The following is a 13,835-nucleotide window of genomic DNA, read 5'->3' as shown; positions in this document are numbered from 1 at the left end:
CCAAATCGGCTCACATCAACTGAAATCGCTCCCGGGGGAGCCATTCCGCCAAAACTCTGTTCAATTCCTCCCGGATAATGGGTTTCGAAATGAAGTCGTTCATCCCTTCGTCGATGAAATATTCCCGCATTCCCGCGAGCGCGTTGGCGCTGAGCATCACGATGGGAACCTGCGCGTTGTGTCCGTTCAGCTTTCGTATTCGGGACGCGCATTCGATGCCGTCCATTCCTGGCATCATGTGGTCCATAAAGATCAGGTCATATTCATTGTGGGCCGCCATTTTAATCGCCTGTTCCCCGCTTTTCGCCAGACTGGGCACGATTTCGTGCCGCGCCAGGTAGCCGGACGCCACGTCCAGATTGGTCAGGTTGTCGTCCACCAGCAGCACGGAAACCTCCAGCGCCTTCACCATGCCGGGCGGCGACTTGGACTCCGAATCCTCCACGGTCATATTTCTGGCCTCCACGATGGGGAGCACCACCGTAAACGTCGAACCCTTTCCGTATTCGCTGGTGAACGTGATGGAACCGTCCATTAAATCCACCAGCTCCTTTGTCAGAGCAAGTCCCAGCCCCGTCCCCGCGATGTCGCGGGTTTCCTTCTCGTTTACCCGCCCGAACGCGGTGAACAGCCGAACCTGATCCTCTTCTTTGATTCCGATTCCCGAGTCGTGCACCTCGATTTCCAGGCAGGGTCTGTCCTCGACGATTTGTTTGCGCAGATTCAGCTCTACAAAACCCTCCGCGGTGTACTTTATGGCGTTGTTCAGAAGGTTCATGATGATCTGTTTCAGTCGGGTTTCGTCCCCGTAGAGCGCGTGAGGAAGGTCGTCGTCGATGGATTGCAGGAACCTGGGCGCGTTGCCCTTTTTGGACAGAACCAGCTTCATCAGGGAACATATATTGACGAACATCTCGAATATGTTGAAATTGTCCTTAATGAGCGTCAATTTTTGGGCCTCCGCGCTGGAGATGTCCAGAATGTCGTTGATGATTCGCAGGAGAGAATGGGACATCTGGCGAATGTCGTCCAGGTAACGGCGCTGGGTTGCGCTCAGGTTGTCGGTGCGCATCAGTTCGCTCATGCCGATGATGGCGTTCATGGGCGTGCGGATTTCGTGGCTCATGTTCGCCAGAAATTTGCTTTTTATCTGATTTTCGGCGATGGCCCGCTCTTTTTCCTTCTGCAGATCGGCGTTGTACTCCTCCCGGATAATGGCGCTCATCAAAATCGAGCCGGCGGAGTTCAGAACGTCTTTCTCCAGCATTTTGAAGGTATACGCCCTGCTTTCGTGGCCGATGCTCAAAACTCCCCAGAATTGCCCCTGATTGTACAGGGGAATCAGGAGCAGGGACTTGTACCGGTGCAGAATATGAATTCTCTGAAATATCCTGCGAGCGTCTTTTAAAGACTGATCCAGAATGTTGCGAGTCTTCACGCCCTTATCCCATTCAGGCAGGTATTCTTCGTAGGGCAATCGCAGGGTGGTGTCGTTTTCCGGAATGGGGTTCCTGCGCCACCATATCTTCCGCACGGCGACGAGCTTCCCGTCCTCCTCCGTGTTTTCCCAGATGGAAAGAGCGTCCGCGTCGGAGTCCTCTCCCAGAATCTTCAGGGCCTCACGGATGGGCATCATGGGGTCTCCGTTGTTCGGCTGAAGCGTTTGCACTCCCATTTTGTTGATGGTGGACAGCAATTTCTCCCGTTCCCGGCTTTTATTTTCGCACTCGGAGAGCTTTCTCAGGCTTCGGGTGTAACGGATCGCCACGTTTTCGTCCCGCGCCTTCAGGGCGATGATGGACGTCTCCGTGGGAAGGATCGTTTTTTCCCTGTCGGTCAGGCGATAGGTGAAGTTGAAGTGACACTGACCGGTTTCGAAGGCTTCCTCGATTTTCCTGTCCATCAGGGACGCGCTGTCCGTGCCGTCGGGCTGAAAAGGGGGGATGATTTCCCGGTGACGCGCCAGATATTCCTCTTTGCTGGAAAATCCGCTGAGGCGCACCGCTTCGGGGTTGCAGTCCACAATTTCGTGGCTGCTGGAGATGAACGAGCAGGCGAAGGGCGCCGAGTCCAGCATCGCCCGATCCCTGGACTCCTTTTCCGTGTGGGGGGTCATGTACACGGCGATGCAGACGGAGCCTTCATGAACGACTTTCATGGCGACGATGGTGAACATCACCAGTTTTTCATGAATAAACAGATCGGTGTCGAAACGGATGACCCCGTTTTCCATCGTTTGCCGGAATCTCCACGCCAGATCCACCGATAAACATCCGTTGAGCTGGTGTTTGGGTATGCTGGCCGAAATCATCCGGATGAAATCTTTTTTGAGCTCATCCTTGCCGGCGTAACCGAAATACCGCACGGCAAAGGAATTGGTCTCAATGATATTCATTTCGGAATCGACCATGATCTGAATCTGTTCGCTGTTTTCCGACAAAAAGCTCGCGGCCCATCGCTGTTTTTGTGCTTCTTTTTGAGCTTCTTTTTGTGCTTTATTTTGTAATTTTTTAATGATAGTCATGATCTGTCTCTCCTTCCGTCTCTCCGGAGCGATGGTCATTATTTATCACTTTTGCCTGGTTTATTTTTTCCTGGTTTATTTTTTCTTCCGGAAGCCAGGACAAAAGAATCGTGTTCAACTCCAGCGGGTCGAGAGGTTTGGAGATGAAATCGGTCATTCCCTGGTCCATGTAGTATTCCTTCATTCCCGCGATGGCGTTGGCCGTGCACATGACGATGGGGCATTTCGCGCTGGCTCCGCCCTGCAGGCGTATTTTTTTCGTGGTTTCGATGCCGTCCATCTCCGGCATCATATGATCCATGAGAATCAGGTCGTAGGCGTTGCGCGTGGCCATATTGAGCGCCTGAAGTCCGCTTTTCGCCAGATCGGGCTGGATTTGGTGCTGGAGCAGGAATCCCCTGGCCACCGTAAGGTTGGGCATACTGTCGTCTACAACCAGAACGGACGCCTCCGGCGCTGTGACATTGGCCTCCGCGCTGACGGGAGTTTTGACTTTCTGCTCGTCTCCTTCGATGAGGGGGAGGTAAATGGTGAAGGTGGAGCCCTTCCCGTATTCACTGACGCATTGAATCTCTCCACCCATGAGGTTCAGGAAGTTTTTGGTCAGGGCGAGACCCAGGCCGGTGCCGACGATGGTCTTGTTTTTCTTCACGTCCAGCTGCTCAAAAGCGGTAAACAGCTTTTTCTGATCCTCCTGACGTATGCCGGTTCCCGTGTCCGCCACGATCCCCTGAAGCCAGGTTTTTCCGTCCCGTTCGCATTTGTTCAGCGTAAAATTCACGGATCCCTCCTGAGTGTATTTGATGGCGTTGCTCAGAATATTGGTGAACACCTGCCGGATGCGCAGTTCGTCCCCGTAAAGGATCGGCGGGATGGAGTCGTCCAGCGAAGCCGTAAACTTCAGGTTCTTTTCTCCCATGGTGAATCGCGTCAGCGAGCAGATGTTTTCGTAGAGCGCCCGAATGTCGAAATCGACGGGAAGCAGGGGCATTTTCCCCGCTTCGACCTTGGAAAAGTCCAGAATGTCGTTGATGATCTGAAGCAGCGAGTGGGCCATTGCCCGAATGTCCTGAAAATACCGGAATTGGGTCGGGTCCAGGTTGTCGGTGCGCATCAGGGTGCTCATCCCGATGATGGCGTTCATGGGCGTGCGTATCTCGTGGCTCATGGAGGCGAGGAACTTGCTTTTGGCCTCGGATGCGGTCTGAGCCTGACGGGTCTGATCCGCCAGCGCCAGGGACAGGGAGTTTGAAATCCGCCCCGTGAAGAACAAAAGCAGGGTGATGACGATGGCGCAGCTGAAGCCGAACGTCTGCAGATACAGGCGGATGGTGTATCGGATCGACTCGTTCTCCCTCTGGGTGAAAGCGCGGATTTCGCTTTCCACCCGCGTGATGGGCTCGCCGATTTCATCCCATTCTCCGGCGATGACCAGCGTCCATGGGAAATTCGGCAGGGGCTGGAAGGCCATAAACCAGTCTTTTTTGTCGGCGTAGACGTCCGTCAGTTTGCTTTCTCTGGTCCGGATCGACGGTGTCAGCTCCGTGAAGGACATCGTTCCGGTCCGGAAACGGTTTTTGCCCAGCAGTTCCGGGTCGGAGGAAAAGATGACCACGCCCTCGTCGTCCAGGATGAAGGTTTTGTCGTTCCTTCCGATTTTCGCGGACAGCAGAACGTATCTTGCAATGTAGGACGTCCGGCACTCCGTCGCCGCCACGCCTCTGAAGGTCTTTTTCTCGTCGGAAATTTCATAGAAGGGCATGGAGCAGAATACGGTGGAATCCAGCGCCGCCCCCGCAACCGGGATCGACCAGAAGATGCCGTTTTTCTTCTTCGCGCCGGTGTAGTAACGGTCGTTGATGTGATCCCAATATTTTTGATCCCAGTATCTGTGGGGGCCCGAAGCGGGATCGTCCGTGCAGAACGCCACTGTAAACCCGGATTCTGCGGTGAGGCGGGTTCCCGTGATCGCGTCGTTGTCCAGACGGAACATGGTGAGTTCGTTTGCAATGCCGGAAAGGAGGTGAATTTCATCCATCACGTCCGCGGAGGAAACCCAGGGCGCCGTAATGAGGTAAGGAACATCCCCGTTGTCCGGAACCATGTAATCGATGGGCTGTCGAATCGACACCGCCGGATTGGAGTAGAGAAAGGTGGCCGCGTCCGCCAGGCGGTAGGTGTTGTCCTGGATTTTCATCAGGCGTTTGCTGGCATTGAGCGCTTTTTCCTTTGCCAGCGTCAGGATCTGCTGCCGGATTTGGTACATAAAGATCTGATTGCTCGCGTTGGAGGCGTCTCTTTCCCAGCCTGTGAGCGTGTCCAGAATGACAGCATGAACTTTTGTGGTGGCCAAAATGAAGATGCCGCCTGTGACGATCAGGGTCAAAAACGAAATGGATAGTATTGTCACAAAAATTCTTGCACTTAGTTTCATTTTCATTTTGGACTCCTTTGATCCAATCGGCAGAGCATGAAGAAGCTGGATCACGGCATAAACTTACCTTTCGGCGAACGAAGAGCGATGCGGGGGACAAAACGACATGAAGCGCGAGGTCCCGGCGTCTCCGTCGCGATGCGTTCGGTATTCAACTATTCAGCAGTTGAGGAGGCGTACAATTTCCAGTTGGAAAAGTGCGGGCCTGAACTCAATGTTTGGATATGCGTTTTACGTTGTTTTTAATTTTAAGTCGTTGTGAAGTGTTTTCATCTCTTCGTCTCTCCTGCTCTCTTTTTTTGACTGTAAACTCTCTCTGGAAAACGTGGGCTCAACACTCTTTATCTCTCTGTGCCCTCCGTCATTTTTCCTTCGAGTTTTTCTTTCGGTCCTTACGCGCCGCGTTATTCTCTCCTTTTCGATGAAACGCCCTGTTTGACGTGAGTTCGCGTTGTTGTCCATTGGGACAGGCTGCAGAACTTTCATTTTTGTGTCATTATTGTAGCATTCGGTCGAAAACTTGTCAAAACTTACTAAAATTCCTTATTTATGAGTGAAAATTCAGGGAGTAAAGGCCAGATGTTACGCCGCCGAAGGCATTTTTGAGACGGCGCTGTAAAACCCGTTATCGAGAAGACATAAATTTTTTTGCTCCTTTCTGAACGATATATCTGAAACAGGTGTACAATATGCGAAAAAGAAAATATTGTTAAAAAATTTTATATTTTTACCTCTCTTATTTTTATATCTGAGAAGGAGGTATGTTTGAGCAACAGGAAGGAGGATTGCGTATCATGCTGTTTTTACGCTTGACTGCGAACGAAGGGCCGGGTACCCTGGTCTCAGGGTCTCAGGGTCTCAGGGTCTCAGGGTTCATTTATTCCCTTTAACCACTTTTGCTTTACTCTTTGTCTTTCTTATTCTTCCAATAACAGCCGCTCCGACGGAGGCGGCGGCAGATGTTTTCCGTTAAAAAGAAAACAGCGGCGCTAAAAAAAGAAAACAGCGGGCGAAAACAGACAGAGTCTCCGGTCGCTCCATTTGCAGGAGTGTTGATCAGAGCTTCCCTTACTTCAAATTCCTGACCTGAATTTGGTACGCGACAATGAGAAGACCGGCAGCGAACGGGCTGCCACGCTTTCTTCAAACGGCCGTATTCGGCCGCCGCAACGTCCCAGGTCGCGGTGTGGATGTTCCCTAACTTCAACCTCTGAAAACGATTTGTCGGAGGGGGGATTGCTATGTTTGAAGAAAACAAAAAATTTGAAGAACGCAAAAAAATAGTATTGGTGGATGACGCGCCCTTTATTTTGAAGCTGGGCAGAAACGCGCTGATGGAAAAATATGACGTGTTCACCATGCCCAGCGCGGCAAAAATGTTTCAGTTCCTGGAAACCACGCGTCCGGACCTCATTCTTCTGGACGTCCTGATGCCGGAGATGGACGGATACGAAGCCATCGACAGGCTGAAGCGGGACCCGGGTACGGCGGATATTCCCGTTATTTTTCTCACGTCCCGGTCCAACGCCGAGAGCGAGCTGGAGGGCCTCTCCCGCGGCGCTGTGGATTATATATCAAAGCCCTTTTCGTCCCCGCTGCTGCTGAAGCGCGTGGATATTCACCTGCTGCTGGAGGACCAGAAAAGCGGGCTGGCGAACCTGAACAGGAACCTCACAAAAATGGTGGAGCAGAAGATGCTCTCCCTTCTGACGCTTCAGAAGGCCCTTTTGGGCATGGTGAGCGATCTGGTGGACTACCGGGACGACGTCACCGGGGAGCACGTGGAGCGTACGACGCGCTTTCTGGAGATTTTTCTGGACGAAATGCGAGCCCGGAACGTTTACGTCGACGTCCTGGACACCTGGGACCGCAATTTGTTTTTGCAGTCCGCCCAGCTTCACGACGTGGGGAAAATTGCCATTCGGGACAACATTCTGATGAAGCCGGCCCGCCTCACGCCGGAGGAGTTCGAGGAGATGAAAAAACACGCCCTTTTGGGGGAGATTCTTATCGAAAAAGCACAGAGAAGCGCGCAGGAAAGCGATTTTCTCGTTCACGCCAGGGTTATGGCGGGGTACCATCACGAAAGATGGGACGGCAGGGGATACCCGAGAAAGCTCGCCAGGTTCGACATTCCCCTGCAGGGTCGTCTCATGGCTCTGGCCGACGTCTACGACGCCCTTGTGTCGGCAAGGCCCTACAAGCCTTCAATGACCCATGAAGAGGCGGTCCGGACCATCGACGCGGAACGGGGCGGCTACTTCGAACCGATCCTCAGCGATATTTTCCTTTCCTCATCCGATCGTTTCCGAAGCATCGGTCAAATGGAGTGAGGCTGCCATGACGTTCATCAATGGTCTGAAAAGCAACAAAAAGCAGCTTATTTTCGTTTTTATCGCCTTTTTGCTGATGGTGCTGGCGAGCTATTTTTTCATGAGCCGCATCGTGGAGCGGCATATTTTCTCCAACGCCAGAGAGATGCTGACGGCGGCGGAAAAGACCGTCAGCGCACGGCTTCGGGAGATGGAGGTCACGGTGCTCAACGCGGCGCTGGTCATTGAGTCGGACGTGAACAGCGGCCAGTCCATCGATCAGATACAGAAATACGCCACGAACATGACGCAGGGCTTCTCCGACCCGCAGTCGGGAATCGCGGGCTTTTTGGGGATTTACGGGATGGTGAAGGGAGAGTTTTTCAACGGTTACAACTGGACCCCGCCCGAGGGCTTCAAACCCGAGGAGCGCCCCTGGTACCTGGCGGCTATGGGCGCGGAGGCGAAGACGGAGAACAGGGTGGCTTTCACCTTCCCCTACGTGGACATCCGGACGGGCAGGTACGTCCTGTCGGCCTCCAAAAACCTGAAGAACTCCGGGGGCGAGATCGTCGGAATTGTGGTGCTGGACGTCGACGTGAACGAAATGGCCGACTATGTTCGGTCGCTCCGGCTCACCAGCGGCGGGTACGGCGTGCTCCTGGGGCAGGACCTGCGGGTCATCGCCTACCCGGATAAGGGATACGAGGGAAAGACCTACGGGAACCTCAGCGCCTCCCACGCCGACTTCGCCCGGAGTATGCAGGACGAAGAACTGTCCTCCGGACAGGTGCAGAACACCGAGGGCGCCAACGTCGTCACTTTCTTCAGGCGCACCGCCAACGGCTGGTATCTGGGCATCGCGACGCCCGTGCAGAGCTACTACCGGGACGTCTACCTCATGGGCGCGACTCTGACGCTTCTGGGGCTCCTTTTCATGTCGATCCTGAGCTATCTCCTCATTCGCCTCAGCGTCGACAAGCAGCGGTCCGACGAGGAAAACAGGGGCAAGTCCACCTTCCTGGCGAGAATCAGCCACGAAATCCGCACGCCCATGAACTCCATAATGGGAATGTCCGAACTTCTCCTGCGCAAGGACCTCTCCAGCGACTTCCGGGAATATATCTCCATCATCCACCAGTCCGGCAGCTCCCTTCTGGGCATCATCGACGAAATCCTGGACTTCTCGAAAATAGAGTCCGGCGTCCTCAAACTGAACCCCGCGGAATACTCCTTCGCCTCTGTGATCAAGGACGTGGTGAGGATGAGCCGCATTCGCCTCGTGGACAGCCCGCTGGATTTCTTTGTTTGCGTGGACCCGAACATTCCGGCGCGGCTGGTGGGCGACAAAATTTACCTGCGCCAGATCCTGTTCAACCTGTTGAACAACGCCGTAAAATACACCCCGAGCGGCTCCGTGTCCCTGGAGGTAAGGAAAAAAATTCTGGATAACGACAGTCTGGAGCTCATTTTTATCGTGAGCGACACGGGGATAGGCATCAAAAAAGAGGACGTGGAGAAAATCTTCGTCGATTTTTCCCGCCTGAATGACGAACGCAGACAGCACGTGGAGGGGACGGGACTGGGCCTGTCCATCGTGCGCACTTACTGCGAGCTCATGGGAGGCAGCGTCACCGTGCAAAGCGATTACGGTCAGGGCTCCGTGTTCACGGCAAGGGTCGTTCAGGGGTTCAAAAGCGGGGAAAGAGCCGCCGTCGTGCCCCACCCTCGGCGGCTGCGCGTTTTGGTTCACGAGGATCAGTCCTTTTACGAGCGCTCGATTCTGCGCGCCCTGGAGGACTTGGGCGTGAGGCCTCACAATCCGGAGACCTGGGAGGAGTTTCTGGAGAAGCTGGAACACGACGAGTGGGATTACATTTTCGTCTCCTCGCGCCGCGCTTCGGACTGCTTCGAGGCCATGGCCGGGCGCGACAGAGTCCTTCCCCTGATCGTCATGACGAAACTGGAGGCGGCCTTCGCCTTCGACGAGAACAACTGTGTTTTGCTTCCGGCTTATTCCCTGTCGGTGGCCGACGCTTTCGCCGGGTATTTCGAGAAGCCGGGCAGCGAGTCTCATGAGCCCCAAACCCGTTTCGCCATACCGGACGCGGAGGTGCTCATCGTCGACGACTCTCCCAGCAACCTGAAGGTCGCCAAAGAGCTGGTGGCTCATTATGGCGCGCGGGTGGAGACATGCGGCAGCGGGCGGGAGGCTCTGGAGCTCGTCAGGCGCAACCGCTACGACCTGGTGTTTATGGACCACATGATGCCGGATATGGATGGAGTCGAGACTACCGCCGCCATCCGAGAACTGGGCCGGAACGATCCCCGCTTTCTCAACCTGCCGATCATCGCGCTGACCGCCAACGTCATGGGCGACCAGAAGGAGATGCTTCTGAAAAAAGGCATGGACGCTTTTCTGTCCAAACCCATCAACATGCAGCGGCTGGAGCGCCTGCTGAGAATGTGGATTCCCCTGGAAAAACAGGTCGAGGCGCCTCTGAATGAAAAAACTCCGGAAAGCGATTTCCCGGAGGGGCTGGATATTCCCGGAGTGAACGCCCAGTGGGGACTCAAAAACATGGGGGGCGATTTCGACGTTTACCGGGACGCGCTGAATATGTTTCACCGCGAAGCGAAGGGCATGATTCCCCGGATAGAGGACTGTCTGAAAAATGAAGACTTTGCCCTGTACGCCATCCACGTCCATTCTTTAAAGGGCATGGCCCGAAACGTGGGGGCTTTCAGCTTTGCGGACGCGGCGGCTCAGATGGAGGAAGCCGCCATTTATGGTAAAACGGAGACGATACGGGGGAAAACGGAAGATTTGCTGCTGCGCCTGCGGGAACTGACGGAAAACATACGCTCCGCCCTGGCGCTGGAGAGCGGCGAGTCGGACGCCGAGGGTCGCGTTTCCATACGGGAACTGCATCTGGAGGACCTGAAACAGGCCCTTCTGGACATGAATATCAGGAAAATCAACGAATTTTTTTCCCTTTATATGACGCTGAAGCTGGACCCTCAAACGAAAGAGGCCATTGACGAGATCGAGTCCAGCGTATTGATGTACGAGTACGACAACGCCGTGAAAAAAATCGACCTCCTGAGACGCAATTGAATTTTCAAAGTACGAACTTCTCTCAGCTTACCGCGAATTTAAAAATAAAATAAATTTCAAAATAATTTATATAATATATAAATTTTACAACGAAAGAAGTGAGCATTATATGTTCAAAAACATGCACATCAAAACTCAAATCATTTCCTCGGCGTTCTTTTTGGTTTTGCTGTCCGTGGTTTGTTCCAGCGGCACGGCGCTGTGGTACACCTACGCTTCCATTACGGAGACCTTTTCAGAGGAGGCCACTCGCTCCATTAACGGATTCGAGAGAGTCGTGGCTGGCATGATGAAGAAAACCGAGGCGTTCCGTGACGGCCTGATTAAATTGAACGAGCTGGGACGCCTTGTGAGCGAGAAGGACAAAGAAGGCATTTACGAACTCACGAAACCTCTTCTGGATACCTCGGACGTCGACGTCCTGGTGATAGCGGCGTCGGACGGGGAAGTTCTTGCCCGCCCTCATGACAGGGCCAGAGTCGGAGACAACATCGGGCAGGGCGACGACTTCAAAACGGCCATCGGCGGAACCTCCTACGCCGTGTTCATGTCCAACCCGTCCTCTAAACTGGGCTACTACTGCGGCGGCCCGATAATATACCAGGGGAAGACGGTGGGGATGGTTCGGACGGCGCTCTCCCTGGAAAATCAGAAGATCGTGGACGAGATCAGGGCCCTCTACGGTGTGGAGGCCACCGTTTTCGCGGGGAGCACGCGAATCAACACCACCATCATGGAAAACGGAAAGAGAGTGGTGGGCACCGACGCATCTCCCGCCGTAACGGACGCCGTGGTGAACAAGGGCGGGACCTTCAGCGGCAAAATAAAGCTGTTCGGCCAGGATTACCTCGCCCGTTACACCCCCATCAGGGACTCGACCCCCGGCGTGAAGGGAATGTTCTTCACCGGCAAACCCATAGCCGAGCTGAACAGAGCGATCAGGTCCATCGTCCGGGGCGTGTCTCTGGTGTCGGTGGGGGCTCTGGCTCTGGCGTTTCTTCTGACGCTCCTGATCGCGCGGGGCATAGCGCGTCCTCTCAACCGCATCGTTACCATCGTTCGGAGGATCGAGGGGGGAGACTTTCTCATCGCCAAGCGGGAATTCGACTACCCCGGAAGGGATGAAATGGGCGTGATTTTCACGCAGCTCAGACAGGCCGTGGAAACCCAGGCCGACTGTCTGCGGGAGACGAAAGACTCGGCGGACACGGTGAGCGGCGACGCGGAGGAACTGTCGGCCCTGGCGGAGACCACGGGCGAGGCCGCGAAGAAAATCGACGCATCCGTCTCCGGCGTCGTGGGCATATCCCAGGAGACGAAGACCCTGTCCGCGGAGGCCAACGACAGGCTGAAGCAGGTGTCCGCCGACGCGCTCCAGGTCTCAGCCTCGGCGGAGGAGTCCGCCAAATCTCTGCACGGCGTGGCAATGGAAGCTCAGGCGGCGGTGGAGAGCTTCAACGTCGTCCTGAGCGAGATGGATCAGGTCATGACCACGGTCAACGGCAACAACGAACACATCACGTCCCTGGAGCAGTCCATTGAGGAGATAACGAACTTCGTCTCCGTCATTACGGGCATCGCCGCCCAGACGAACCTGCTGGCGCTGAACGCGGCCATAGAGGCCGCCCGGGCGGGCGAAAGCGGCAGAGGGTTCTCCGTGGTGGCGGAGGAGGTCCGGAAACTGGCAGAGGAGTCATCGGGCGCGGCCAAGCGCATCAATCAGGTCATCGAGCCGATCCGGGGGAAAACCCAGAAGGTCATCGACGGGTCGGCAAAATCCCTGACCATCCTCAGGAAAACCATTGAGGACGCCTCCGTGGCCAAAAACGACCTGATAGCCTCTTCTCGGAGCATCGACGCGGCCAACGACTCCACGAAGCACATCGTCAGCATCGTTCGGGAGCAAACCGGCATCATAACCGACGTGGCCGGCAGGACGGAGACCCTCGTCCAGCGCATGGAGGAACTGGCGTCTCAGATAAGCAGCATCAGGAACGACGCGACGGAAACGCTGGAGGCCTCCCATCAGGTCTCCCACACGGCGGAAAGTCTGGAGAATATGGCCTCTTCGCTGAAAGAGTCCCTCTCCCGCTTCAAAATGTAACGGCTGTAACACAGGGGGCGGAGGCTCGCTCAAGACAGCCTCCGCCCCCTTACGCAATCCGCTGTTACTCAAGTGGCATGATCAGTTATCATGCAATCTGCTCATTCAGGACGGATTTTTTTGAAAAAGAGGGCCTTCTTCTGAGCGGTGTCGGCGACCAATATGACACCGTCCTTGTCTTTCGGATTATGAAATTCGTCCATCGTAAGAACGGCGTGCATCAGTTTCAATCCCTTCGTGGCTTCGAGCGCGTCACGCACCTTCACGGGGTCGTCGCTTCCTGCGCGTTCAACAGCGTCTTTGAGCCAGTAAACGCAGTCATAAGCCATAACGGCGTTCATAAATTCCTGACATTCGGTGCCCGTCTTTTCCTTATATTTGTCAAAAAAGGGCTTGAGAACAGGGTCGTCGCGGTCCACGTGACTGACCCAGTAAGAGTCGCGCATCGCGTCTCCCGCGATCTCCCACATGAAGCCACCATAACCGTCGCCGCCCACGATGGGTTGATTCAGTCCCATTTCGCGCGCCTGTTTGACTGCCAGAGGCAGGGGTTTTCCTCCAAAGGGATAGATAATCACGTCCGCGCCGCTGTTTTTGAAGTTGGTGAGCTGGGACCGGAAATCCACGTCCTCTCCGCGAAATCCCTCGTCTGCTACGATTTCTCCGCCGTATTCTTTAAAACTGGAGACGAAGAACTCCCTCAGGCCCTGCGAGTAGTCGCTGGAAACGTCGTAAAGAATCGCCGCTTTTTTGGATTTCAGGTCCTTAGCCGCAAAGTAGGCTATCATCCGGCCCTGGTAGGGATCAAGGAAGCAGATGCGGAAGTTGTAAGGGCGGACTTTGCCCGTTTCGTCGACGGTGACCAGCGGGTTTGTGGGGAGGGTTCCGAGGTTGGGCACATGTCCGCTGTTGAAAATAGGCGCGCCCGCCATGCATATGCCGCTTATGCTGGGGCCGACGACCGCCACGACCTTATCCTGTCCAACCAGGCGCCGGGCCGCGTTTACCATGTCCTCCTGCCGGCCGCGGCAGTCGTACGCGATCAGTTCGATTTTCTTCCCCAGTATTCCACCTTTCTCATTGATTTCTTCCACCGCGATTTTGACCGACTCGGCCTCCGCTATGCCATAGGCCGAAAAATCACCTGTCAGTGTGGCGATCTCTCCGACTTTGATGGTGTCCGAACCCCAGGACGGAAAAACTGACGACAGCATGGCAAGCAACAGTACAACGAATGAAACCACAGATTTTTTCACCTGAATTCTCCTCCTGATTCGATCAATTTATATACTCTGACGTAAGAAATTGACGTAAGGAAGGCCCGAAGAGCAGAGGGCCGAAAT

The 13,835-nt window shown here is 54.8% G+C and carries 6 protein-coding genes and 2 pseudogenes; 3 read left to right on the top strand and 5 right to left on the bottom strand.

All coding sequences use genetic code 11. The annotated features are described in order from the left end of the window. Positions 1–10 precede the first annotated feature (10 nt). The 4 genes and pseudogenes from LBR61_04335 to LBR61_04320 all read right to left on the bottom strand — a co-directional run bounded on the left by LBR61_04335 (position 11) and on the right by LBR61_04320 (position 4,958). Positions 11–1,225, bottom strand: coding sequence for a response regulator (locus LBR61_04335; protein ID MDR1731301.1), 1,215 nt, complete (start codon positions 1,223–1,225; stop codon positions 11–13). 226 nt (positions 1,226–1,451) lie between these two features. Then, positions 1,452–1,604, bottom strand: a pseudogene (locus LBR61_04330) (hypothetical protein). A 161-nt stretch (positions 1,605–1,765) separates the two neighbouring features. Beyond that, a pseudogene (locus LBR61_04325) lies at positions 1,766–2,077 on the bottom strand (PAS domain-containing protein). Positions 2,078–2,510: 433 nt separating this feature from the next. Beyond that, the gene (locus tag LBR61_04320) at positions 2,511–4,958 is read right to left on the bottom strand and encodes a response regulator (GenBank protein MDR1731300.1); all 2,448 of its coding nucleotides are present in this window, start codon (positions 4,956–4,958) and stop codon (positions 2,511–2,513) included. Between the two features lie 1,241 nt (positions 4,959–6,199). Here LBR61_04320 and LBR61_04315 point away from each other — a divergent pair. The 3 genes from LBR61_04315 to LBR61_04305 all read left to right on the top strand — a co-directional run bounded on the left by LBR61_04315 (position 6,200) and on the right by LBR61_04305 (position 12,492). Continuing rightward, on the top strand, positions 6,200–7,291 hold the full coding sequence (locus LBR61_04315) for a response regulator (GenBank protein ID MDR1731299.1): 1,092 nt from the start codon (positions 6,200–6,202) through the stop codon (positions 7,289–7,291). Between the two features lie 7 nt (positions 7,292–7,298). Then, positions 7,299–10,388, top strand: coding sequence for a response regulator (locus LBR61_04310; GenBank protein MDR1731298.1), 3,090 nt, complete (start codon positions 7,299–7,301; stop codon positions 10,386–10,388). A 109-nt stretch (positions 10,389–10,497) separates the two neighbouring features. Then, positions 10,498–12,492 carry a methyl-accepting chemotaxis protein gene (locus tag LBR61_04305; GenBank protein MDR1731297.1) on the top strand — a complete coding sequence of 665 codons (1,995 nt, stop codon included), beginning with the start codon at positions 10,498–10,500 and terminating at the stop codon, positions 12,490–12,492. A gap of 101 nt (positions 12,493–12,593) precedes the next feature. Here LBR61_04305 and LBR61_04300 read toward each other — a convergent pair whose 3' ends face one another. Then, entirely contained in the window at positions 12,594–13,706 is a 1,113-nt protein-coding gene (locus tag LBR61_04300) for an ABC transporter substrate-binding protein (protein MDR1731296.1), read from the bottom strand. Between the last annotated feature and the right edge of the window lie 129 nt (positions 13,707–13,835).

This window comes from Synergistaceae bacterium (genome assembly GCA_031272035.1).
In the GTDB taxonomy this organism is placed as follows: Bacteria; Synergistota; Synergistia; order Synergistales; family Aminobacteriaceae; genus JAISSA01.
Note: the sequence above shows the minus strand (reverse complement) of the source record. Positions and strands in the feature narration are given on the sequence as shown.

Coding starts and splice junctions, on each gene's coding strand:
- LBR61_04300 (MDR1731296.1), bottom strand. CDS start 13,706: ATGCTGTCGTCAGTTTTTCCGTCCTGGGGTTCGGACACCATCAAAGTC.
- LBR61_04315 (MDR1731299.1), top strand. CDS start 6,200: ATGTTTGAAGAAAACAAAAAATTTGAAGAACGCAAAAAAATAGTATTG.
- LBR61_04310 (MDR1731298.1), top strand. CDS start 7,299: ATGACGTTCATCAATGGTCTGAAAAGCAACAAAAAGCAGCTTATTTTC.
- LBR61_04320 (MDR1731300.1), bottom strand. CDS start 4,958: ATGAAACTAAGTGCAAGAATTTTTGTGACAATACTATCCATTTCGTTT.
- LBR61_04305 (MDR1731297.1), top strand. CDS start 10,498: ATGTTCAAAAACATGCACATCAAAACTCAAATCATTTCCTCGGCGTTC.
- LBR61_04335 (MDR1731301.1), bottom strand. CDS start 1,225: ATGAGCGCCATTATCCGGGAGGAGTACAACGCCGATCTGCAGAAGGAA.